This is a genomic window from Pseudomonas sp. BCA17 (assembly GCF_004519405.1).
GTDB lineage: Bacteria > Pseudomonadota > Gammaproteobacteria > Pseudomonadales > Pseudomonadaceae > Aquipseudomonas.
Window position 1 is genome coordinate 99,817 of record NZ_SGWI01000004.1, and the last position, 22,707, is coordinate 122,523.

The following is a 22,707-nucleotide window of genomic DNA, read 5'->3' on the forward strand; positions in this document are numbered from 1 at the left end:
GAACGAAAAAACCCGCCGAAGCGGGTTTTTCTACAACGGTGTTAAACCGACAGTTCAACCAGCAGCTTGTTCAGTCGGCGCACATAGGCTGCCGGGTCTTTCAAGCTGTCACCAGCAGCCAGGGCCGCTTGGTCGAAGAGGATGTGCGACAAGTCGCCAAAACGCTCTTCGCTCTGCTCGCCGTCGAGCTTCTCGATCAGCGGGTGAGCCGGGTTGAATTCGAAGATCGGCTTGGAATCCGGAACCTTCTGACCGCTGGCCTCGAGGATCTGACGCATCTGCAGGCCCAGGTCCTGCTCGCCGATGGCCAGAATCGCAGGGGAGTCGGTCAGACGGTGGGAAACCCGCACTTCGCTGACGGCATCGCCCAGGGCAGTCTTGATTCGCTCAACCAGGCCTTCTTTGGCCTTCGCGACTTCCTCGGCCTCTTTCTTCTCTTCTTCGGAGTCCAGGTTACCCAGGTCCAGGTCACCACGGGCGACATCGACGAAGGTCTTGCCGTCGAACTCGCTGAGGTAGCTCATCAGCCACTCATCGATACGGTCGGTCAGCAGCAGCACTTCGATGCCTTTCTTGCGGAAGACTTCCAGGTGCGGGCTGTTCTTGACCTGGGCGTAGGTTTCGCCGGTCAGGTAGTAGATCTTGTCCTGACCTTCCTTGGCGCGTGCCAGGTACTCGGCCAGGGACACCACTTGCTCGCCGTCTTCACCCTGGGTGGAAGCAAAGCGCAGCAGGCCGGCGATTTTTTCCTTGTTGGCGAAATCTTCAGCCGGACCTTCCTTCATGACCTGGCCGAAGTTTTTCCAGAAGCCCTTGTATTTCTCAGGCTCGTTCTTCGCCAGTTTTTCCAGCATGTCGAGCACACGCTTGGTCAGCGCCGACTTCATGGAATCGATGATCGGGTCTTTCTGCAGGATTTCCCGCGACACGTTCAGCGACAGATCGTTGGAATCGACCACGCCTTTGATGAAACGCAGGTACAGCGGCAGGAAGGACTCCGCCTGATCCATGACGAACACACGCTGCACGTAGAGCTTGAGGCCTTTCGGCGCTTCACGCTGGTACAGGTCGAACGGAGCACGGGCCGGCACATAGAGCAACGAGCTGTATTCCAGCTTGCCTTCGACCTTGTTGTGGCTCCAGCTCAGTGGGTTCTCGTAATCGTGGGCGATGTGCTTGTAGAACTCCTGGTACTCCTCGTCCTTCACTTCGGTACGAGGACGGGTCCACAAGGCGCTGGCACGGTTGACCACTTCCCATTCCTGGGCAGGCTTTTCTTCACCTTCGACAGCTGCTTGTTCTTTCGGCAGCTCGATCGGCAGAGCGATGTGGTCGGAGTACTTCTTGATGATATTGCGCAGGCGATAGCCGTCAGCAAACTCGTCTTCACCCGACTTGAGGTGCAAGACAATGCGAGTGCCGCGATCCGCCTTCTCGATGGTGGCGATTTCAAACTCGCCCTCACCTTTGGAGGACCAGTGCACGCCTTCGCTCGCATCGAGACCGGCGCGACGGCTGAACACTTCAACCTTGTCGGCGACGATGAAGGCCGAGTAGAAGCCCACACCGAACTGGCCGATCAGGTGCGAATCTTTCTTCTGGTCGCCCGACAGGTTCTTCATGAAGTCGGCGGTGCCGGATTTGGCGATGGTCCCCAGGTGAGTGACCGCATCGTCACGGCTCATGCCGATACCGTTGTCTTCGAGGGTGACGGTCTTGGCGTCCTTGTCGAAGCTCACACGGATTTTCAGTTCGGCGCCACCTTCCAGCAACTCCGGCTTGGACAGGGCTTCGAAACGTAATTTGTCGACGGCGTCAGAGGCGTTCGAGATCAATTCGCGAAGGAAAATTTCCTTGTTGGAATACAGCGAATGGATCATGAGGTGCAGCAGTTGCTTCACCTCGGTCTGGAAGCCCAGGGTTTCCTTTTGAGTTTCCACACTCATGGTCATCAAACTCCAATTGGATGGCAGTGGCCGCGCCCTTGAGGGTTGGCGGCGGGTTGTCATCAAAGTTGGGGGCTAAGACCAGGATTTCAAGAGCGCTCCACTTCCTCGATCTTGAAATGTGCCCGAGCGGTGGCAATCGGCTCGGCCGGCGTGCTTTGCCAGGCCGTGATCGCCACATTCGCCACACGTCGGCCCTGGCGCCACACCTGGCACTTGGCGTAAGTATCGCGAAACTGGCCTGCGCGCAGATAATCCAGGGAAAAGTCGATGATTTTCGGCACGCCTGGCGCACCGGTGAATACCAACAGATGCAATGCGGCCGACAGCTCCATAAAGCCGGCAATCACCCCACCGTGCAGCGCCGGTAATATCGGGTTACCAATGTTGTCCTTGTTGGCCGGCAAGCGAAACAGCAACTCGTCTCCCAACCGCGTGCATTCAATGCCGATCAACTTGGCATAGGGAATCAGGTCGAGCAGCGCTTCGTAATCGCCGCGCGCGTGCGCCTGTTCGATACGCGTCTTGAATCGGTGCGTCATGCCTGCTCTCCCTTGATCGCACTGCCCAGCCCTTGGGTGCCCTTGAGGCGCTTGCCCATGCGCATGAAAGTGCCGACTACATGGGCGATTGGCTGCTGCGGGTCGTCCTGATACGCGAAGCCACGGGTGAAAATCACGTCGGTGGTCACCCGGTAGCATTGGGCAAAGCCATACACAGGTTTATGCGGCTCGGCGGGATGCATGTAGTCAACACGCAGGTCCAGAGTCGGGCACACCTCGAACTCGGGCAATACGCACAGCGTGGCCAAGCCGCAGGCAGTGTCCATCAAGGATGTGAGCGCACCGCCATGTATCACGCCAGTGCGGGGATCACCGACGATGTGCGGGCCGTAGGGCAGTATCAGGGTCATGCCTTCCTCGCTGGCAGCATGCACGCTCACACCGAGCACTTGGCAATGGCGCAGCGCTGAAACAAAGCGGGTAGCGCGTGCCGACAAAGGGTTTTCGGTCATTGGGTTCAGACTCTTATTAATGTGGATACGGCGGATGAGGATTCGCGATGAAAGTTCCTTGGAGAAAAGCTTTATATATCTGTGGGATAAAAGGAACTAATGGTGGCCCCTTAGGTTCGAAAGGCCAGTAGATATCTTCAATAAGGAGAAACACCCCATGCGCAAGACTTTAGCTATTTCCATGATGCTGGCCGCTGCTCTCGGCCTCGCTGCCTGCGACAAGAAATCCGAAGACAAAGCCCAAGATGCTGCTGCCCATTCTGAGCAAGCTCAGAAAGACATGGCTAAAGCACAGGATAAAGTGAACGATGCCGCGAAAGAAAACGCCGAAGCTGCCAAAGCTCAGGCTGAATCGAACGCCGCCGCAGCGAAAGAAGCAGCACCTGCCGCACCTGCAGAACCCGCCAAGCAATAATCGTTTGGTTTGAATCAGCAGTGCAGCAATAAAGAAAGCCCGCTTTTATAGCGGGCTTTACTTTGTCTGCTGTTTTTTCCTGACGGTACGCAGTTGAGTCGCGACTACCGGTTAAGACACTGCCTCTTTAGCGACTTCAGGCGTCGCCGTATCGGTCTGGGTATAGACCATCACCTGCAACACGTCTGAATGAAACTCCCGGCGGTACAAGACCAGCACTACCCCGCTGCTCATCAACATGAACAACCAGGGGCTGACAAACCAGGCCAGCATGGTCATACCGAAGTAATAAGAACGCAGGCCGAAGTTGAACTGGTTGGCGGCCATGGAAATCACCCTTGCCGCCCGCAAGGCAAATGCCCTGCGCTCCTGCTCCGACACATCCCGCTCACCGATCATCGGCGCCGACCCTACCAGTACCGCTGCAAAATTGTACTGACGCATGCACCAGCTGAAGGTGAAGAACGCGTAGACGAATACCAGCGCCAGGCACAACAGCTTGATTTCCGACATGCCCTGGGATGCCTGCTGCACCATCGGAATGTCGGCCAACAGCGACACCGCGCGCTCCGAGGCGCCCAGCACGGTAAGAATCCCGGCGAGAATGATCAGGGTACTCGAGGCAAAGAACGAAGCATTGCGCTCCAGATTGCCGATCACGCTGGCATCGGCAATACGGTTGTCCCGCAACAGCATGCGGCGCATCCAATCTTCACGATACAGATGCAGCACGCTGGCCAGACACGCGGTGTCACGGGCCTTCCAGGTGGCGTATCGGGTATAGCCGCCCCAGCACAGGATGAACCAGAGGGCGGCAAGCAAGTGGATCTGATTGGTTTCGATGAACGACATGCGGGTCCTGTTAAACGAGAGAATGTGAAGAGCTCGGTCAAATGTGCAAACGAGCCCGCCCACACTTACCGAGTTTCAACTCTAGAAGGTACTGCCTCACACGTATAAAAAATGCCCCGTATCGATTGATACGGGGCATTTCAGTGCAGCGCGAAACCTGTGGGTCAGGCGATGGCTTCGCTGCGCTTGCCGAGCATGCGGTCAATCACCACAGCCACGACCAGGATCATCACCGACGGCACCAGCCACGCCAGACCTTGCTCACTCAGCGGCAGGTGCGCCAGTTGGGCGGGCATCCAATCCGCCAGGCCTGCACCTTTAAGCGCGTCGATGCAGCCAAAGATGAAGGACACCAGCATCACCGGGCCAACGATACGTCCCTGCTCCTGCCAGAAGCCTTTGCAGAAGCTCAGCGCCACCAACACGATACACGGCGGGTAGATCGCGGTGAGCACTGGAATCGAGAAGGCAATCAGCTTGGTCAGGCCCAGATTCGACACGAACAGCGAGAACAGCGCCAGGATCACGACCAGCGTCTTATAGGACAACGGCAGGATTTTGCTGAAGTACTCGGCGCAGGCGCAGGTCAGGCCCACAGCAGTGACCAGGCAGGCCAGCGAGATCAGCACCGCAAGGAAGCCACTGCCCAGGGAACCGAAGGTGTATTGCACGTAAGCGTGCAGCACCGCAGCACCGTTGCTCGCACCAGCGGCGACGGCATGGCTGCCCGCCCCCAGGCGGAACAGGCTGATGTACACCAGCGCCAGGCCCACGCCGGCAATCAACCCGGCAATGATCGCATAGCGGGTGATCAACTGCGGCGACTGCACCCCACGGGAGCGGATGGCATTGACGATGACGATACCGAACACCAGCGCCCCCAAGGTATCCATGGTCAGGTAACCATTGATGAAACCTTGGGAAAACGGTGCAGCGACGTATTCCGGCGTAGCGACGCCCACATCACCTGCCGGCAAGGCAAACGCGGCGATGCCGAGAATGGCCAGCGCGATGATTTTCAGCGGTGCCAGGAAACGACCCACGGTGTCCAGCAGTCGGCCTGGGTACAGGGAAACGAAGAACACCACCAGGAAATACACCGAGCTGTAGAGGAACAACGCCAGCGGGCTTTCGCCAGTCAACGGTGCCAGGCCTACTTCGAACGAAACGGTCGCGGTGCGCGGCGTAGCGAACAGCGGCCCTACCGCCAGATACGCCGCCGCCGCGAGCAAGCCACCGGCGATCTTGCCGATTGGGCTGCTCAACGCGTCCATGCCGCCGCCAACTTTGGCCAGGGCGATCACGGTGACCACCGGCAAACCCACCGCTGTGATCAGGAAGCCGAGAGCCGCGACCCAGACCCCAGGCCCGGATTGCAAACCGACGATAGGCGGGAAGATGATGTTGCCCGCGCCCACGAACAGGGCAAAGGTCATAAAGCCCAGCGCCAGGATATCCTGGCTTTTCAACACTTTCATTTGAGGAAATACCACACTGCTGAATCGGAATTTAGAGAGGGCTTCCCTATGGATGAGGGAAATGCTGCCGGCCCTTATGGGAGCCGACCGGTCTAGCGCGCAGCTTCCTTTTGGGATACGGACGCATAAAGAGGCGGCTAGAGTACAGAATTAGGCTGACAAGCGCACTGTTGCGGGGCGGACTGTCCGATAAGCGACATTCAAATGTCGCGTTCTTGTAAGAACAGCGGCAGGTGGCAAGCTTCAAGCGGCAAGGAAGAGCGCAGTCTCAGGCTTTGCAGCTTGAAAGCTTGCAACTGCCCTTAAACGCACAAAGGCCACCCGAAGGTGGCCTTTGTGTGGTGAAGCGTCAGCTAAGCGCGAGGCTTACTTGACAGCCCAACCAGTCAGCTCAGCCAGGGCTTTGCCGATGTCTGCCAGCGAACGCACGGTTTTTACACCTGCGTCTTGCAGTGCAGCGAATTTCTCGTCTGCAGTGCCTTTGCCGCCGGAGATGATTGCGCCAGCATGGCCCATGCGCTTGCCAGCAGGGGCAGTCACACCAGCAATGTAGGAAACAACCGGCTTGGTCACGTGTGCCTTGATGTAGGCAGCCGCTTCTTCTTCAGCCGAACCGCCGATCTCACCGATCATCACGATCGCTTCGGTCTTCGGGTCTTCCTGGAACAGCTTCAGGATGTCGATGAAGTTGGAGCCCGGGATCGGGTCACCACCGATGCCGACGCAAGTCGACTGACCGAAACCGGCGTCAGTAGTCTGCTTGACAGCTTCGTAGGTCAGGGTGCCGGAACGGGAAACGATACCGACTTTACCTGGCAAGTGAATGTGACCTGGCATGATGCCGATCTTGCATTCGCCTGGAGTGATCACGCCTGGGCAGTTAGGGCCGATCAGGACTACGCCCAGCTCGTCGCACTTAACTTTAGCGTCCAGCATGTCCAGGGTAGGAATGCCTTCGGTGATGCAGACGATCAGCTTGATGCCGCCGAATGCCGCTTCCAGGATGGAGTCCTTGCAGAAAGGAGCTGGAACGTAGATCACGCTGGCGGTGGCGCCAGTGGCAGCTACAGCGTCTTTCACGGTGTTGAACACTGGCAGGCCCAGGTGCTCGGTACCGCCTTTGCCCGGAGTTACGCCGCCAACCATCTTGGTGCCGTATTCGATGGCTTGCTGGGTGTGGAAACTACCTTGCGAACCGGTAATACCCTGGCAGATAACTTTGGTGTCTTTATTGATCAGGACGCTCATTATTTGCCCTCCGCAGCTTTGACAACTTGTTGAGCAGCGTCGGTCAGGCTGGTAGCCGCGATGATGTTCAAACCGCTTTCTGCCAGTACTTTAGCGCCCAGTTCAGCGTTGTTACCTTCGAGGCGAACAACAACCGGGATTTTAACGCCAACTTCTTTCACTGCACCGATGATGCCTTCGGCAATCATGTCGCAACGAACGATGCCGCCGAAGATGTTGACCAATACTGCAGCGACGTTGGAGTCGGACAGGATGATCTTGAACGCTTCGGTAACGCGCTCTTTGGTAGCACCGCCGCCTACGTCGAGGAAGTTGGCTGGTTTGCCGCCATGCAGGTTGACGATGTCCATGGTACCCATGGCCAGGCCGGCACCGTTGACCATGCAGCCGATGTTACCTTCCAGGGCTACGTAGTTCAGTTCGAACTTGGCAGCGTGCGCTTCGCGCGGATCGTCTTGCGACGGATCGTGGAAAGTCTTCAGCTTAGGCTGACGGTACATGGCGTTGGCGTCGATGTTGATCTTGGCATCCAGGCAGTGCAGATCGCCGTCGGCCTTGATCACCAGCGGGTTCACTTCCAGCAGGGCCAGATCGTGATCCTGGAACAGTTTGGCCAGACCTACGAAGATCTTGGCGAACTGGGCAACTTGCTTGCCTTCCAGGCCCAGCTGGAAAGCCAGCTCACGACCCTGGAATGGCTGAGCGCCAACCAGTGGATCGATAGTGGCTTTCAGAATTTTTTCTGGGGTTTCGTGAGCGATTTTCTCGATGTCCACGCCACCTTCGGTGGAAGCCATGAACACGATGCGACGGCTCGAACGGTCAACGACAGCGCCCAGGTACAGCTCTTTAGCGATATCAGTGCACGATTCAACCAGGATCTTGGTGACTGGCTGGCCATTGGCATCAGTCTGGTAAGTCACCAGACGCTTGCCCAGCCACTGCTGTGCGAAGGCCTTGGCGTCTTCTTTGCTGCGAACCAGCTTAACGCCGCCCGCTTTACCGCGACCACCGGCGTGAACCTGGGCTTTGACAACCCATTCAGTGCCGCCAATTTTGTCGCAAGCTTCTGCTGCTGCTTCCGGGGTGTCTACTGCGTAGCCCTTGGAAACTGGCAGGCCGTATTCAGCGAACAGCTGCTTACCCTGATACTCGTGAAGATTCATGCTTTTTACCGTCTTCGTTAGGTACTGCGCATTCGGCGCTGCGCTCATTATGAGTGCCGCGCCACCTGTGACTGCTGCTTGCACAGCTTGCAGGGCTCAAGGCCCGTAAAGCTGTGCAAGGCTGCGTCCAGCGGATATTCCGCGGTGAGTCTTGCGCGCAAGGCTCACGACGGGCAACTCCGCCGTGGTTTCTTATTATCTCGCTTAACGCTTCTTCTTGTTGGCGATGTGGATGGCGCCGCCATTCACAGCCAACGCTGCTTCGTGCAACGCTTCGGACAGGGTCGGATGGGAGAAGACCATCATGCCCAGGTCCTCGGCACTGGTGCCGAATTCCATACCGATCGCGCCTTGCTGAACCAGTTCTGCAGCGCTCGGGCCAATCACGTGGACGCCCAATACGCGGTCAGTCTTGGCATCAGCGATGACTTTGACGAAACCACCGGTGTCGTTGGCTGCCATGGCACGGCCGGAAGCGGCAAACGGGAAGGTGCCGACGTTAACTTCAACGCCTTCAGCTTTCAACTGCTGTTCGTTCTTGCCGACCCATGCAATTTCCGGGTGGGTGTAGATAACCGATGGGATCAGGTCGTAGTTCATCTGGGTCTTGTGGCCCTTGATGCGCTCGACAACCATGATGCCTTCTTCGGAAGCCTTGTGCGCCAGCATCATGCCGCGAACCACGTCACCGATGGCGTACACGCCAGGTACGGTGGTAGCGCAGTGATCATCAACGTGGATGAAGCCACGCTCGTCAATGTTCACGCCGCTGTCAGCCGCCAGCAGGTCGGTAGTCACCGGACGGCGCCCCACGGCCACGATCAGCTTGTCGAAAGTGATGGTCTTTTCGCCATCCTTGTCGGTGTAGTTGACAACAACTTCTTCGCCGTTGACTTTCGAACCGGTCACGCGAGCGCCCAGCTTGATGTCCAGACCTTGTTTGGTCAGGGTTTTCAGCGCTTCTTTGGACACAGCAGTGTCGGCAGCCAGCAGGAACGTGTCTAGGGCTTCCAGCACAGTCACTTCAGCACCCAGACGGGACCATACCGAACCCAGTTCCAGGCCGATCACGCCAGCGCCGATCACGCCCAGGCGCTTAGGCACAGCTTGGAATTCCAGAGCGCCGGTCGAATCGACGATCACTTTCTGGTCAACCGGAGCCGGTGGAATGTCGATTGGACGCGAACCTGGAGCCAGGATCACGTTCTCGGCTTCGATGACTTCTACCGAGCCGTCCGGCTTGGTGATTTCAACTTTCTTGCCAGCCAGCAACTTGCCGTGGCCTTGCAGGGAAGTCACGCCGTTGGCCTTGAACAAGGTGGCAACGCCGGAAGTCAGGCCTTTGACGATGTTGGCTTTACGGCCGACCATCGCTGGCACGTCCATGGTCACGCCAGCGTGATTGATACCGTGGATCGCGAAGCCATCTTGGGCTTCGTGGAATTTCCAGGAGCTGTCCAGCAGCGCCTTGGAAGGAATGCAACCCACGTTCAGGCAAGTGCCGCCCAGCGCCAGTTTGCCTTCCTTGTCGGTGTATTTTTCGATGCAAGCAGTCGAGAGGCCCAGTTGTGCGGCCTTGATGGCGGCCACATAGCCGCCAGGACCTGCACCAATCACTACCACGTCAAATTTCTGTGTCATAAAAAGGTTCCCATTTTAGCTGCAAGCTACAAGCTGCAAGTCACAAGTTGAAAGCACCGATCGCCCGCTTCGAGCCTGGAGCTTGCAGCTTGAAACTTGCAGCTGCTTTTTAGATATCCAGAAGCAGACGAGCCGGGTCTTCCAGCAGGTTCTTGATGGTCACCAGGAACGTCACGGCTTCTTTACCATCGATCAGGCGGTGATCGTACGACAGCGCCAGGTACATCATCGGGCGGATCACGACTTGGCCGTTGATGGCCATCGGACGCTGGATGATGTTGTGCATGCCCAGGATCGCAGCTTGCGGCGGGTTGACAATCGGGGTCGACATCATCGAACCGAAGGTACCACCGTTGGTGATGGTGAAGGTACCACCGGTCATCTCGTCGATGGACAGCTTGCCGTCACGGGCTTTCTTGCCGAAGGTGGCGATGCCGCCTTCGATTTCAGCCAGGCTCATCAGTTCGGCGTTACGCAGAACCGGAACTACCAGGCCACGGTCGCTGGAAACGGCAACGCCGATGTCCGCGTAGCCGTGGTAAACGATGTCGCTGCCGTCGATCGACGCGTTGACCGCCGGGAAGCGCTTGAGCGCTTCGGTGGCCGCTTTCACGAAGAACGACATGAAGCCCAGGCGTACGCCGTTGTGGGACTTCTCGAACAGGTCCTTGTACTTCGAACGCAGGGCCATGACTTCGGTCATGTCGACTTCGTTGAACGTGGTCAGCATCGCCATGTTCGACTGTGCTTCAACCAGACGCTTGGCCACGGTGGCACGCACGCGGGTCATCGGTACGCGCTTCTCGGTGCGATCGCCGGCAGCGAACACTGGAGCAGCTGCGGCCGGGGCAGCAGCCTTGGCAGGTGCGGCAGCCGGAGCGTTCTTCTTGGCTTCAACAGCAGCAACCACGTCTTCCTTGGTCACACGGCCGTCTTTGCCGGTGCCTTTGAGGGAAGCCAGGTTGATGCCGTTTTCTTCAGCCAGCTGACGCGCAGCCGGTGCAGCGATCGGGTCTTCAGCGCCGGCAGCCGGAGCGGCAGCTGGAGCCGAGGCGGCAGGTGCAGCGGCGGCGGCAGGAGCAGGTGCAGCAGCGCCGCCCTCTTCGATCGAGCCCAGGACCTGGTTCGACAGGACGGTAGCGCCCTCTTCAGCAACGATCGCGCCCAGCACGCCGTCAGCTTCGGCCAACACTTCCAGAACGACTTTGTCGGTCTCGATGTCGACGATCAGGTCGTCACGCTTTACAGCGTCGCCTGGTTTCTTGTGCCAGGTGGCAACGGTGCCATCGGCAACCGATTCCGGGAATGACGGGGCTTTGATTTCGATAGCCATTATCTGTGGGTCCTTAAAATTCGGTTTCAGTCAGCGCGAAGGCGTTAAACAGTGAAAGCATCTTGCAGCAGTTTTTCCTGCTGCTCGGCGTGCATCGACGCATAACCACACGCAGGCGCAGCAGAAGCATCGCGACCGGCGTATTCCAGGCCCAGGGCCTTGTTGTGGTTACCGATGCTGCGACGCAGGTGATGCTGGCTGCTGTACCACGCGCCCTGGTTCATCGGCTCTTCCTGGCACCACACCACATTGGTGAGGTTGGTGTAAGGCGCGATGGCCTCCATCAGGTCGTCTTCCGGGAACGGGTAAAGCTGCTCGATACGCACAATGGCGATGTCTTCGCGGCCTTCGGCACGGCGCTTTTCCAGCAGATCGTAGTAAACCTTGCCACTGCACAGGATCAGGCGAGTGACCTTGGCGGCGTCCAGGGTGTCGATTTCTGGAATCACGGTCTGGAACGAACCATCGGCCAGATCTTCCAGGGTCGAGATGGCCAATTTGTGACGCAACAGCGATTTCGGGGTCAGCACTACCAGCGGCTTGCGCAGCGGGCGGATCACCTGGCGACGCAGCAAGTGGTAGATCTGGGCCGGGGTAGTCGGCACGCACACCTGAATGTTGTGCTCGGCGCACAGCTGCAGGTAACGCTCCAGACGGGCCGAAGAGTGCTCCGGACCCTGACCTTCATAACCGTGTGGCAGCAACATGGTCAGACCGCACAGGCGGCCCCACTTGTGCTCACCGCTGGTGATGAACTGGTCGATCACCACCTGGGCACCGTTGGCGAAGTCACCGAACTGGGCTTCCCAGATCACCAGCGCGTTTGGCGTGGTGGTGGAATAACCGTATTCGAATGCCAGTACGGCCTCTTCGGACAGGAACGAATCGTACAGGTCGAAACGTGGCTGGCCTTCGTACAGGTGCTGCAACGGAATGTAGGTGCCCGCGTCTTTCTGGTTGTGCAATACCGCGTGACGGTGCGAGAACGTACCACGGCCGATGTCCTGGCCGGTCATGCGGATCGGGTGACCTTCGAACGCCAGGGTCGCGTACGCCATGGTCTCAGCGTAACCCCAGTTGATCGGCAGGCCACCGGCTTGCATCTTTTGACGGTCTTCGTAGATCTTCGCAACCTGGCGCTGCACCACGAAGCCTTCCGGGATTTCCAGCAGCTTGGCGGACAGTTCCTGCAGGGTTTTCAGATCAAACGAGGTGTCGTGACGCGCAGTCCAGGCGTGGCCCAGGTACGGACGCCAGTCAACGAACAGTTCTTTGTTCGGCTCTTTGACCAGGCTTTTTACTACATGCAGACCGTTATCCAGCGCGTTGCGGTATTCATCGACTTTCGCCTGAACACGCGCATCGTCGACCACACCGGCCTTGATCAGGCTGTCGGCGTACAGTTCACGGGTGGTGCGCTGCTTGGTGATCTGCTGGTACATCAACGGCTGGGTGCCGCTAGGCTCATCCGCTTCGTTGTGACCGCGACGGCGGTAGCAAACCAAGTCGATGACCACGTCACGCTTGAACTGCATGCGGTAGTCGATCGCGAGCTGGGTCACGAACAGCACGGCTTCCGGATCATCACCATTCACATGGAGGATCGGCGCCTGGATCATCTTGGCAACGTCGGTGGCGTACTCGGTGGAACGCGCGTCCAACGGGTTGCTGATGGTGAAGCCCACCTGGTTGTTGATGACGATGTGAACGGTACCGCCGGTCTTGAAGCCGCGAGTCTGCGACATCTGGAACGTTTCCAGTACCACGCCTTGACCGGCGAATGCCGCGTCACCGTGGATGGAAATCGGCAGGACTTTCTCACCGGTGGAGTCGTTACGACGATCCTGACGGGCGCGCACCGAACCCTCGACCACTGGAGAAACGATTTCCAGGTGGGATGGGTTGAACGCCATGGCCAAGTGAACTTCACCGCCGGTGGTCATTACGTTGGACGAGAAGCCCTGGTGGTATTTAACGTCACCGGAACCCAGCTCGACCTTCTTCTTGCCTTCGAACTCGTCGAACAGCTCACGCGGGTTCTTGCCGAAGGTGTTGACCAACACGTTCAGGCGACCACGGTGAGCCATGCCGATCACGATTTCCTTGGTGCCGTAGGAACCGGAACGCTGGATCAGTTCGTCGAGCATCGGAATCAGGCTTTCGCCGCCTTCCAGGCCGAAGCGCTTGGTGCCTGGGTATTTGGTGCCCAGGTATTTTTCGAGACCTTCAGCTGCGGTCACGCGCTCCAGCAAGTGGCTGCGGACATCGGCGGACAACACCGGACGGCCACGCACACCTTCCAGACGATGCTGGAACCACTGGCGCTGCTCGGAATCGGTGATGTGCGTAAACTCAGCGCCGATGGTGCGGCAATATGTCTGCTGCAACGCTTCGTGAATTTCGCGTAGGCTCGCTTCCTCTTTGCCGATGAACAGGTCGCCGGCACGGAAGGTCGTATCAAGATCGGCATTGGTCAAGCCGTAATGATTGATCGACAGGTCAGCAGGTGCAGGACGCTTCCAGAGCCCCAGCGGGTCAAGCTGGGCCGCCTGGTGGCCACGCATCCGGTAAGCCTGGATCAGTCGCAGTACTTCAACTTGCTTCTTCTCGTGCTCACTGCTCACGCTGCCGGCGGAAACCGGTTGGGCGCGGCGCTGGTTCTTTGCCAGCAGCACAAACTGATCGCGAATTGTTGCATGCGATACATCGGTGGCAGCGTTGCCGTCTGAAGACAACGTCTGAAATTTGGTGCGCCATTCTTCTGGCACAGCGTTAGGGTCGTGCAGGTAGAGCTCATAAAGCTCTTCCACATAGGCAGCGTTACCACCTGAAAGATAGCCGCTGTTCCACATGCGCTGCATCACGCTTTCTTGCATGCTTGGTCACCCTCGGTTAGGGGACACCACCGGCGAAGACACCGAGTCTGCTTGCAAAAGGCCGAGTGCAGCGACCAAAACAAGCCACTTAGGATCACGCTGATAGTCCGGGTACCAACCCGGATGCCCCTGCTTGTCTCATTTCTTCAAAATAAGAGCCGCGACCTTGTAAGTCGCTGCTCAGGTTAAAACTACGGCGCCGGTTGAAGCCTGCGCCGCAGCATCTACGGGCACAACGGTCCTGCTTTGCTACAACGTCGCTTACACGCCGCTTTGCAGCAGCATGTTACGGATGTGACCAATGGCCTTAGTCGGGTTCAGGCCTTTGGGACATACGTTGACGCAGTTCATGATCCCGCGGCAGCGGAATACGCTGAACGGGTCATCCAGTGAAGCCAGACGCTCGGACGTCTTGGTATCACGGCTGTCTGCCAGGAAGCGGTACGCTTGCAGCAGAGCGGCTGGACCCAGGAACTTGTCCGGGTTCCACCAGAAGGACGGGCACGAAGTCGAGCAGCAAGCGCACAGGATGCACTCGTACAGACCGTCGAGCTTTTCACGCTCTTCCGGGGACTGCAGACGCTCGATGGCCGGAGCCGGCGTGTCGTTCTGCAGGAACGGCTTAACTTTCTCGTATTGCTTGTAGAAGATGCTCATATCAACGACCAGGTCACGGATAACCGGCAAACCTGGCAGAGGACGAACGATCAGCTTGTTGCCTTTAACCACGGCGGACAGCGGCGTGATACACGCCAGGCCGTTTTTGCCGTTGATGTTCATGCCGTCGGAACCGCATACACCTTCACGGCAAGAGCGACGATACGAGAAACCTTCGTCCTGCTCTTTGATCAGTGCCAATACATCCAGCACCATCAGGTCTTTACCACCGGTATCGACCTGGAATTCCTGCATGAACGGCGCGGCGTCCTGATCAGGGTTGTAGCGATAAACACTGACTTTCAACATGGCAGCCACCCTTAGTAAGTCCGAATCTTCGGTTCAAACGTCGGAACCGTCTTCGGCGAGAAGTTAACGGCACGCTTGGTTACGCGCTTGTCACCCGGGAAGTACAGGGTGTGGCACAACCAGTTTTCGTCGTCGCGATCTTCGAAGTCTTCACGGGCGTGGGCACCACGGGATTCTTTACGAACCTCGGCGGCGATTGCAGTTGCTTCGGCCACTTCCAACAGGTTTTGCAGCTCAAGGGCTTCGATACGAGCGGTGTTGAACGCCTGGCTCTTATCGTTGATCTTGACGTTGGCGATACGCTTGCGCAGGTCGGCCAACTGGGCAATACCCTTCTGCATGTATTCGCCGGTACGGAATACACCGAAGTAGTTCTGCATGCAGCTTTGCAGCTCGCGACGCAGGGTAGCCACGTCTTCGCCATCGGTACGCGCGTTCAGAGCGTTCAGGCGCGCCAGGGCGGCCTCGATGTTGGCGTCGGTCGCGTCGTCGTACTCGATACCGTCGGTCAGGGCTTTTTCCAGGTGCAGGCCGGCAGCGCGGCCGAATACCACCAGGTCGAGCAGCGAGTTACCGCCCAGGCGGTTGGCACCGTGTACCGATACGCAAGCCACTTCGCCTACGGCGAACAGACCATGGATGATCTCGTCCTGGCCTTCGGCATTCTGGGTGATCGCCTGGCCATGAATGTTGGTCGGCACGCCGCCCATCATATAGTGGCAAGTCGGAACAACCGGAACCGGAGCAACCACCGGGTCAACGTGAGCAAAGGTCTTGGACAGCTCGCAGATACCTGGCAGACGGCTGTGCAGCACTTCTTCACCCAAGTGATCGAGCTTGAGCAGCACGTGGTCGCCATTCGGGCCACAGCCGTTGCCGGCGATGATTTCCTTGACCATCGAGCGAGCAACTACGTCACGACCCGCCAGGTCTTTCGCGTTCGGAGCATAACGCTCCATGAAACGCTCGCCGTGCTTGTTGATCAGGTAACCACCTTCACCACGGCAACCTTCTGTAACCAGTACACCGGCACCGGCGATACCGGTCGGGTGGAACTGCCACATTTCGATGTCTTGCACCGGCACGCCGGCACGCAGCGCCATGCCAACGCCGTCGCCGGTGTTGATCAGTGCGTTGGTGGTCGAAGCGTAGATCCGGCCTGCACCGCCCGTCGCCAGAACAGTCGCCTTGGCGCGGATGTAGGTGGTTTCACCGGTTTCGATGCAGATGGCGATCACGCCAACGAATGCACCGTCGGCGTTCTTGACCAGGTCAACCGCGTAGTACTCGTTCAGGAACGTGGTACCGGCTTTCAGGTTGCCCTGATAAAGGGTGTGCAGCAGCGCGTGACCGGTACGGTCGGAAGCGGCGCAGGTACGGGCAGCCTGCCCGCCTTTACCGTAATCCTTCGACTGACCGCCGAATGGACGCTGGTAGATACGGCCTTGCTCGGTACGGGAGAACGGCAGACCCATGTGGTCCAGTTCGAACACCGCAGCCGGGCCTTCCTGACACATGTACTCGATAGCGTCCTGGTCACCGATGTAGTCGGAACCCTTGACGGTATCGTACATGTGCCAGCGCCAGTCATCGTTCGGGTCGGCGGAAGCGATGGCGCAGGTGATGCCACCCTGGGCCGATACGGTGTGGGAACGGGTCGGGAACACCTTGGTGATCACGGCAGTCTTGTGACCACCCTGGGCCAGTTGCAGCGCTGCGCGCATGCCCGCACCGCCGCCGCCGATAATAATGGCGTCGAAGGAAATAGTTGGAATGTTAGCCATGAATCAGATACCCCAAAGAATCTGCACACCCCAGACGAAGTAAGCGAACATCGCGACGCCGCATACTGCCTGGAAGAGGAAACGTACTGCGGTCGCGGACTTGCCCAGCGCCATCGGCGTCAGGTAGTCGGTCGCGATGGTCCACATGCCGACCCAGGCGTGAGCGCCCAGGGCTACAAGGGCCAGCAGACTGAAGATTCGCATCGCATTGTGGGAAAACAGGCCATGCCATTGCTCATAGCTGATGCCTGGATTCGCGACGAGGTATCCGATCAGAAAAATGAAATAAGCCGCGAGAACGACCGCAGACACACGCTGCGCCATCCAGTCATAGAGGCCCGAACGCGAAAGGTTCGTAACGCTGGTTACCATATCCAAACTCCTGCCAGAACGATCAGCACCACGGAAATGGCGATGATGATTTTCGAGCCCAGGCGGCCGCCTTCCAGCGTCTCACCGATACCCGCATCCATGATCAAGTGGCGCACACCGGCTACCAGGTGATAAAGCAGAGCGGACAGGAGGCCCCATGCTACGAACTTGGCCAGCGGGCTGGTCAAGCATGCCTTCACCTCGGCGTATCCTTCCTCGGAACCCAGGGATTTGCTCAATGCATAAAGCATGATGCCCAAGCCCAGGAACAGGATGATGCCGGAAACACGGTGCAGGAACGACGTAACGCCGGTGATGGGGAGTTTGATGGTCCTTAGGTCTAGGTTTACAGGTCGTTGGCTATTCACGGCTTTTTTTCACACTGAAGAGCCCCTAACAATCAGGGCAAAGTTGTTGGGGAGTGCACTGGTCAGGTAACCACCACCCAGGGATGCGACCCCCATCAAATCAGGCCCAAAAGCCCCTGGCGGTCGGAGGCCGAGTATAGACAGTTAGGTTACTAATGACAACGCGCACTCCTCACCCGAATAGCGCATTGCTTTAACCGGATAAAAGGCGTAAATGGCAGTCAATTTCCACGAAAAAGTACGGTTAAAGCCTTCTGGAGCAAGACTTTAGGCAAATTGACATCTGAATTTATCTCACTATAGTGGTGCGGGCCCTGCGTGGGGGGTCTGTCTGATGATTTGAAGCATAAATAGGAGGCCACATGGCTGACAAAAAAGCGCAGTTGATCATCGAGGGCGCAGCCCCCGTCGAGCTGCCCATTTTAACCGGCACCGTTGGTCCCGATGTAATCGACGTACGGGGCCTGACGGCCACGGGCCGTTTCACATTCGACCCAGGCTTCATGTCGACCGCCTCTTGCGAGTCGAAGATCACCTACATCGATGGGGATAATGGCATCTTGCTGCATCGGGGCTACCCGATCGAGCAACTGGCTGAAAAGTCGGACTACCTGGAAACCTGCTATTTGCTGCTAAATGGCGAATTGCCAACCGCCGAGCAGAAAGCCAAGTTTGTCAGTAACGTCAAGAACCACACCATGGTTCACGAGCAACTGAAGACCTTCTTCAACGGCTTCCGTCGCGATGCCCACCCGATGGCGGTCATGTGCGGTGTGGTCGGCGCCCTGTCGGCCTTCTATCACGACTCCCTGGACATCAATAACCCGCAGCATCGCGAAATCTCCGCGATCCGTCTGGTTGCCAAGATGCCGACCCTGGCAGCGATGGTTTACAAGTACTCCATGGGTCAACCCATGATGTACCCGCGCAACGACTTGTCGTACGCGGAAAACTTCCTGCACATGATGTTCAACACCCCGTGCGAGATCAAACCGATCAGCCCGGTGCTGGCCAAGGCAATGGACCGGATTTTCATCCTCCACGCCGACCACGAGCAGAACGCCTCCACCTCTACCGTACGTCTGGCCGGTTCTTCGGGTGCCAACCCGTTCGCCTGTATCGCCGCCGGTATCGCCGCACTGTGGGGCCCTGCCCACGGCGGTGCGAACGAAGCCGTACTGACCATGCTCGATGAAATCGGCGATGTCTCGAACATCGACAAATTCATCGCCAAGGCCAAGGACAAGAACGATCCGTTCAAGTTGATGGGCTTCGGTCACCGCGTCTACAAGAATCGCGACCCGCGTGCCACCGTGATGAAGCAGACCTGCGACGAAGTATTGAAGGAACTGGGCATCAAGAACGATCCGCAACTCGAACTGGCCATGCGCCTGGAAGAGATTGCCTTGACCGACCCGTACTTCATCGAGCGCTCGCTGTACCCGAACGTCGACTTCTATTCGGGGATCATCCTCAAGGCGATCGGCATCCCAACCAGCATGTTCACCGTGATCTTCGCCCTGGCGCGGACCGTGGGCTGGATCTCCCACTGGAAAGAAATGCTCTCCAGCCCGTACAAGATTGGCCGCCCGCGCCAGCTTTACACCGGCTACGAGTCGCGTGACATTACCAAGCTGGAAGATCGGCACTAAATCCCAGCCCAATAAAACGGCCTCTTGATGAGGCCGTTTTTTTTGGGGCTGGGATTTAGTGAGCTGCAAGCTATGAGCTTCAAGCTTCAAGCTTCAAGCTTCAAGCGAAAAAATACCCCTGCCTCTCGACAGGGGTATTTCCCTAAACTGTGTTGCCTCTACCTTTCAGCTTGTAGCTTGCAGCCGCCTCAATGACTCACCGCCCCACTCGCCCCCAGGCCAGTCTGCGAACGTACAAACTGCGGGAAGAACAGTGCACGCTCTTTTTCTGCCGCCGCCGACTTGTCGGTGATGGAGAAGAACCAGATGCCGATGAACGCGATGATCATCGAGAACAGCGCCGGGTATTCATACGGGAAAATGGCTTTTTCATGGTGCAGGATCGAGACCCAGATGGTCGGGCCCAGGATCATCAGGCCGACAGCACTGATCAGCCCCAGCCACCCACCGATCATCGCGCCACGGGTAGTGAGCTTTTTCCAAAACATGGAAAGCAGCAGTACCGGGAAGTTACAGCTGGCGGCAATGGAGAACGCCAGGCCGACCATGAACGCGATGTTCTGGCTTTCGAACAGGATACCCAGGCCGATCGCTAGGACACCCAGGGCCACCGTGGTGATCTTCGACACGCGAATCTCATCTTTCTCGTTGGCCTTGCCCTTCTTGATCACACTGGCGTAAAGGTCGTGGGACACCGCCGACGCACCGGCCAGGGTCAGACCGGCAACCACTGCCAGGATGGTGGCGAAGGCCACGGCCGAGATGAAGCCCAGGAAGATACTGCCACCCACCGCATTGGCCAGGTGCACCGCCGCCATGTTGTTACCACCCAACAAGGCGCCTGCCGCATCTTTGAACGCCGGGTTGGTGCTGACCAGCAGGATCGCGCCGAAGCCGATGATGAAGGTCAGGATATAGAAGTAGCCGATGAAGCCGGTGGCATAGAGCACACTCTTACGCGCTTCCTTGGCGTCGCTTACAGTGAAGAAGCGCATCAGGATGTGCGGCAGGCCGGCGGTCCCGAACATCAGGGCCAGGCCAAGGGAGAAGGCGGAGATCGGGTCTTTTACCAGGCCGCCGGGGCTCATGATCGCTTCACCTTTGGGGTGAACCTTGATCGCCTCGGAGAACAGTGTATTGAAGTCGAAGTTGACATGCTTCATCACCATCAGCGCCATGAACGAGGCACCGGACAGCAACAGCACCGCCTTGATGATCTGCACCCAGGTGGTCGCCAGCATGCCACCGAACAGCACATACAGGCACATCAGGATACCCACCAGGATCACCGCCACGTGGTAATCCAGGCCGAACAGCAATTGAATCAGCTTGCCCGCGCCCACCATCTGCGCGATCAAGTAGAACGCCACCACCACCAGCGAGCCGCAGGCCGACAGGCTGCGGATCTGGGTTTGGCCCAGGCGATAGGACGCTACGTCGGCAAAGGTGTACTTGCCCAGGTTGCGCAAGCGCTCGGCGATCAGGAACAAAATGATTGGCCAGCCCACGAGGAAGCCGATCGAGTAGATCAGCCCGTCATAACCGGAGGCGTAGACCAGCGCGGAGATGCCCAGGAACGAGGCTGCCGACATATAGTCACCGGCAATCGCCAGGCCATTCTGGAATCCGGTGATCTTGCCGCCGGCCGCGTAGTAGTCCGCCGCCGACTTGTTGCGCTTGGACGCCCAGTAAGTGATACAGAGAGTGGCACCGACAAATGCGATAAACATCACGATGGCCGAGATGTTCAGCGGTTGCTTGTGCACTTCGCCTGTCAGTGCGTCGGCCGCCCAAACAGCCGGAGCAAACAGCGAAGCACCGAATACTGCCAATAGACGCCGGATCATTGCGCAGCCTCCTTGAGAATCGCATTGTTCAGGTCGTCAAATTCGCCATTGGCCCGGCGCACATAGATGCCGGTCAGGATGAAAGCGGACACAATCAAACCGACGCCCAGTGGGATGCCCCAGGTAATCGAGGAACCAGGACTGATCTTGGCCCCCAGTACTTGTGGCCCATAGGCAATCAACAGGATGAAAGCGGAGTAAAGCCCAAGCATGATCGCCGAGAGAATCCAGGCGAACCTTTCCCTTTTTCTCACCAGCTCCTTGAAGCGCGGGCTGTTTTGAATCGAGAGGTAAATGCTGTCGTTCATTGTTTTTATCCTCGCAGCACAGCTTTTTATTATTGGAACGTATCCACTGTATGCGGCTCTGGAACAGGTGCCAGACGACCTTAGTATTAGAGGGAGTGTAGCGAGGGTTTGCGGGGGTGCAGAAAGATTTGCGGGGGTGCGAAATAAATGTGGGAGGAGGCTTGCCCCGGTAGCGGTGGACCCGTCAGATCATCAGCGACTGACATACCGCTATCGGGGCAAGCCCCCTCCCACCGGGGTTGCGTCAAAGAGGGGCGTTATTTACCGGTCCACTCGGCGACACGCTCAGGGTGCTTGGCAACCCAGTCCTTGGCCGCGGCATCAGGCTTGGCACCTTCCTGGATCGCCAGCATGACTTCGCCGATTTCGTCCTTGGAGGCCCACTGGAATTTCTTCAGGAAAGCCGCGACTTCCGGCGCTTTCTTCTCAAGGTCCTTGCTGCCGATGCTGTTGACGGTTTCGGCAGCCCCATAAACGCCTTTTGGATCGTCCAGGAAGCGCAGTTTCCACTTGGCGAACATCCAATGCGGCACCCATCCGGTGACGGCAATGGATTCCTGCTTGTCTTCGGCACGGGTCAGCTCGGCGATCATCGCCGCGCCCGAGCTGGCTTGCAGCTTATAGTCCAGGCCATATTGCTTGATGGCCTCGTCGGTCTTGAGCATCACGCCTGAACCGGCGTCGATGCCGACAATCTTGTTCTTGAAGGTCGTGTCAGTCTTGAGGTCTTCGATGGACTTGGCCTTGACGTACTCCGGTACGATCAGGCCGATCTTCGCATCCTTGAAGTTGGGGCCGTAGTCGACCACCTTGTCTTTGTTCTTCGCCCAGTACTCACCGTGGGTCACAGGCAGCCAGGCTGAGAGCATGGCGTCGAGCTTGCCGGTGGCGACGCCCTGCCACATGATCCCGGTGGCGACAGCCTGCAGTTTCACGTCGTAACCGAGTTTTGCCTTGATCACCTCTGCCGCCACATGGGTAGTGGCAACGCTGTCGGACCAACCGTCCACATAGCCGATGCTCAGGGTTTTGCTGTCGGCGCTGGCCAGTGTGGAGCTCATCGCAACTACCAGAGTGGCAGCTGCGCCCAAGAGTCGTCGCATCTTCATAATACTTCCCCGAAAGTGCTGCGCCCGACGGATGCCGAGCGACATCAACCTGTTGTGTTGTTATGCAGTGCGCCGCGCGCCCTTCACGCGCATCGATCCGGATGTTGCGGCATCAGTGGAGTGCTGACGCTTCGATCATCAACCTGCCGGGGTGTTCGACCTGCTCTGTCAGCGACCTTGTGCAAGCAAGAAACGACATCACATAGCCAGTAGGACGTTTTGTAGTGCTTGGCGTCAAAATCCCGCCCGAACTTTGCATGTCAAAAGTATGCAGCCCACTGGAATGGGCGAAATCGGGGTAAGATGCGCGCCTTTGCTCCCCAGATAAGCT

The 22,707-nt window shown here is 58.0% G+C and carries 19 protein-coding genes; 2 read left to right on the plus strand and 17 right to left on the minus strand.

Translation table 11 applies throughout. The features are described 5' to 3' along the window. Positions 1-41: 41 nt before the first annotated feature. The 3 genes from htpG to EXW71_RS16565 form a co-directional block, all read right to left on the minus strand. Positions 42-1,946, minus strand: a complete 1,905-nt coding sequence (gene htpG / locus EXW71_RS16555; RefSeq protein WP_134659924.1) for a molecular chaperone HtpG — start codon at positions 1,944-1,946, stop codon at positions 42-44. Positions 1,947-2,035: 89 nt separating this feature from the next. After that, complete coding sequence (locus tag EXW71_RS16560; RefSeq protein ID WP_134659922.1) at positions 2,036-2,488, minus strand: PaaI family thioesterase; 453 nt, start codon at positions 2,486-2,488, stop codon at positions 2,036-2,038. Continuing rightward, positions 2,485-2,961, minus strand: coding sequence for a PaaI family thioesterase (locus tag EXW71_RS16565; RefSeq protein ID WP_134659920.1), 477 nt, complete (start codon positions 2,959-2,961; stop codon positions 2,485-2,487). The genes EXW71_RS16560 and EXW71_RS16565 overlap by 4 nt, the downstream gene beginning before the upstream one ends. Positions 2,962-3,118: 157 nt before the next feature. Here EXW71_RS16565 and EXW71_RS16570 point away from each other — a divergent pair, with 157 nt between their 5' ends. After that, positions 3,119-3,376, plus strand: a complete 258-nt coding sequence (locus tag EXW71_RS16570) for a hypothetical protein (protein WP_123716794.1) — start codon at positions 3,119-3,121, stop codon at positions 3,374-3,376. A gap of 111 nt (positions 3,377-3,487) precedes the next feature. On the opposite strand, the gene EXW71_RS16575 is transcribed toward EXW71_RS16570, so the two are convergent. The 11 genes from EXW71_RS16575 to sdhC all read right to left on the minus strand — a co-directional run bounded on the left by EXW71_RS16575 (position 3,488) and on the right by sdhC (position 17,460). Further along, a complete protein-coding gene (locus EXW71_RS16575; protein ID WP_134659918.1) occupies positions 3,488-4,228 on the minus strand; it encodes a DUF599 domain-containing protein in 741 nt (246 codons plus the stop codon). A 164-nt stretch (positions 4,229-4,392) separates the two neighbouring features. Next, positions 4,393-5,706: a branched-chain amino acid transport system II carrier protein gene (gene brnQ, locus EXW71_RS16580; RefSeq protein ID WP_123716792.1), complete on the minus strand. Its 1,314-nt coding sequence runs from the start codon at positions 5,704-5,706 to the stop codon at positions 4,393-4,395. Positions 5,707-6,072: 366 nt separating this feature from the next. Further along, positions 6,073-6,954 carry a succinate--CoA ligase subunit alpha gene (gene sucD, locus EXW71_RS16585; protein WP_003172813.1) on the minus strand — a complete coding sequence of 294 codons (882 nt, stop codon included), beginning with the start codon at positions 6,952-6,954 and terminating at the stop codon, positions 6,073-6,075. Continuing rightward, positions 6,954-8,120: an ADP-forming succinate--CoA ligase subunit beta gene (gene sucC / locus EXW71_RS16590; protein ID WP_003233235.1), complete on the minus strand. Its 1,167-nt coding sequence runs from the start codon at positions 8,118-8,120 to the stop codon at positions 6,954-6,956. Before sucC ends, sucD begins: the two co-directional genes overlap by 1 nt. A gap of 204 nt (positions 8,121-8,324) precedes the next feature. Then, positions 8,325-9,761, minus strand: a complete 1,437-nt coding sequence (lpdA, locus tag EXW71_RS16595; RefSeq protein ID WP_123716791.1) for a dihydrolipoyl dehydrogenase — start codon at positions 9,759-9,761, stop codon at positions 8,325-8,327. A 109-nt stretch (positions 9,762-9,870) separates the two neighbouring features. Next, a complete protein-coding gene (odhB, locus tag EXW71_RS16600; RefSeq protein WP_134659916.1) occupies positions 9,871-11,094 on the minus strand; it encodes a 2-oxoglutarate dehydrogenase complex dihydrolipoyllysine-residue succinyltransferase in 1,224 nt (407 codons plus the stop codon). Positions 11,095-11,138: 44 nt separating this feature from the next. Then, the gene (locus tag EXW71_RS16605; RefSeq protein ID WP_134659914.1) at positions 11,139-13,970 is read right to left on the minus strand and encodes a 2-oxoglutarate dehydrogenase E1 component; all 2,832 of its coding nucleotides are present in this window, start codon (positions 13,968-13,970) and stop codon (positions 11,139-11,141) included. 261 nt (positions 13,971-14,231) lie between these two features. After that, positions 14,232-14,936, minus strand: a complete 705-nt coding sequence (locus EXW71_RS16610) for a succinate dehydrogenase iron-sulfur subunit (protein ID WP_003172807.1) — start codon at positions 14,934-14,936, stop codon at positions 14,232-14,234. Between the two features lie 11 nt (positions 14,937-14,947). Further along, positions 14,948-16,720 carry a succinate dehydrogenase flavoprotein subunit gene (gene sdhA / locus EXW71_RS16615; protein WP_123716788.1) on the minus strand — a complete coding sequence of 591 codons (1,773 nt, stop codon included), beginning with the start codon at positions 16,718-16,720 and terminating at the stop codon, positions 14,948-14,950. 3 nt (positions 16,721-16,723) lie between these two features. Continuing rightward, positions 16,724-17,092 (minus strand): succinate dehydrogenase, hydrophobic membrane anchor protein, encoded by a 369-nt coding sequence (gene sdhD / locus EXW71_RS16620; RefSeq protein ID WP_016974690.1) that lies wholly within the window; start codon positions 17,090-17,092, stop codon positions 16,724-16,726. Further along, positions 17,086-17,460 carry a succinate dehydrogenase, cytochrome b556 subunit gene (sdhC, locus tag EXW71_RS16625; protein WP_016979564.1) on the minus strand — a complete coding sequence of 125 codons (375 nt, stop codon included), beginning with the start codon at positions 17,458-17,460 and terminating at the stop codon, positions 17,086-17,088. The genes sdhD and sdhC overlap by 7 nt, the downstream gene beginning before the upstream one ends. A gap of 362 nt (positions 17,461-17,822) precedes the next feature. Between sdhC and gltA the strand changes: the two genes are divergently transcribed. Next, a complete protein-coding gene (gltA, locus tag EXW71_RS16630; protein WP_123716786.1) occupies positions 17,823-19,112 on the plus strand; it encodes a citrate synthase in 1,290 nt (429 codons plus the stop codon). 188 nt (positions 19,113-19,300) lie between these two features. On the opposite strand, the gene EXW71_RS16635 is transcribed toward gltA, so the two are convergent. The 3 genes from EXW71_RS16635 to EXW71_RS16645 all read right to left on the minus strand — a co-directional run bounded on the left by EXW71_RS16635 (position 19,301) and on the right by EXW71_RS16645 (position 22,376). Beyond that, positions 19,301-20,959 carry a cation acetate symporter gene (locus EXW71_RS16635; protein WP_134659912.1) on the minus strand — a complete coding sequence of 553 codons (1,659 nt, stop codon included), beginning with the start codon at positions 20,957-20,959 and terminating at the stop codon, positions 19,301-19,303. Further along, complete coding sequence (locus tag EXW71_RS16640; RefSeq protein ID WP_003190001.1) at positions 20,956-21,267, minus strand: DUF485 domain-containing protein; 312 nt, start codon at positions 21,265-21,267, stop codon at positions 20,956-20,958. The genes EXW71_RS16635 and EXW71_RS16640 overlap by 4 nt, the downstream gene beginning before the upstream one ends. A gap of 257 nt (positions 21,268-21,524) precedes the next feature. After that, entirely contained in the window at positions 21,525-22,376 is an 852-nt protein-coding gene (locus tag EXW71_RS16645; RefSeq protein WP_123716784.1) for a glycine betaine ABC transporter substrate-binding protein, read from the minus strand. Positions 22,377-22,707: the final 331 nt, after the last annotated feature.

Bases quoted from the DNA above. Each gene is read 5' to 3' on its own strand.
- sdhD (WP_016974690.1), bottom strand. From the start codon at position 17,092: ATGGTAACCAGCGTTACGAACCTTTCGCGTTCGGGCCTCTATGACTGG.
- odhB (WP_134659916.1), bottom strand. From the start codon at position 11,094: ATGGCTATCGAAATCAAAGCCCCGTCATTCCCGGAATCGGTTGCCGAT.
- EXW71_RS16605 (WP_134659914.1), bottom strand. From the start codon at position 13,970: ATGCAAGAAAGCGTGATGCAGCGCATGTGGAACAGCGGCTATCTTTCA.
- EXW71_RS16610 (WP_003172807.1), bottom strand. From the start codon at position 14,936: ATGTTGAAAGTCAGTGTTTATCGCTACAACCCTGATCAGGACGCCGCG.
- sucC (WP_003233235.1), bottom strand. From the start codon at position 8,120: ATGAATCTTCACGAGTATCAGGGTAAGCAGCTGTTCGCTGAATACGGC.
- EXW71_RS16565 (WP_134659920.1), bottom strand. From the start codon at position 2,961: ATGACCGAAAACCCTTTGTCGGCACGCGCTACCCGCTTTGTTTCAGCG.
- gltA (WP_123716786.1), top strand. From the start codon at position 17,823: ATGGCTGACAAAAAAGCGCAGTTGATCATCGAGGGCGCAGCCCCCGTC.
- brnQ (WP_123716792.1), bottom strand. From the start codon at position 5,706: ATGAAAGTGTTGAAAAGCCAGGATATCCTGGCGCTGGGCTTTATGACC.
- EXW71_RS16635 (WP_134659912.1), bottom strand. From the start codon at position 20,959: ATGATCCGGCGTCTATTGGCAGTATTCGGTGCTTCGCTGTTTGCTCCG.
- lpdA (WP_123716791.1), bottom strand. From the start codon at position 9,761: ATGACACAGAAATTTGACGTGGTAGTGATTGGTGCAGGTCCTGGCGGC.
- EXW71_RS16640 (WP_003190001.1), bottom strand. From the start codon at position 21,267: ATGAACGACAGCATTTACCTCTCGATTCAAAACAGCCCGCGCTTCAAG.
- EXW71_RS16575 (WP_134659918.1), bottom strand. From the start codon at position 4,228: ATGTCGTTCATCGAAACCAATCAGATCCACTTGCTTGCCGCCCTCTGG.
- sucD (WP_003172813.1), bottom strand. From the start codon at position 6,954: ATGAGCGTCCTGATCAATAAAGACACCAAAGTTATCTGCCAGGGTATT.
- EXW71_RS16645 (WP_123716784.1), bottom strand. From the start codon at position 22,376: ATGAAGATGCGACGACTCTTGGGCGCAGCTGCCACTCTGGTAGTTGCG.
- sdhA (WP_123716788.1), bottom strand. From the start codon at position 16,720: ATGGCTAACATTCCAACTATTTCCTTCGACGCCATTATTATCGGCGGC.
- EXW71_RS16560 (WP_134659922.1), bottom strand. From the start codon at position 2,488: ATGACGCACCGATTCAAGACGCGTATCGAACAGGCGCACGCGCGCGGC.
- htpG (WP_134659924.1), bottom strand. From the start codon at position 1,946: ATGAGTGTGGAAACTCAAAAGGAAACCCTGGGCTTCCAGACCGAGGTG.
- EXW71_RS16570 (WP_123716794.1), top strand. From the start codon at position 3,119: ATGCGCAAGACTTTAGCTATTTCCATGATGCTGGCCGCTGCTCTCGGC.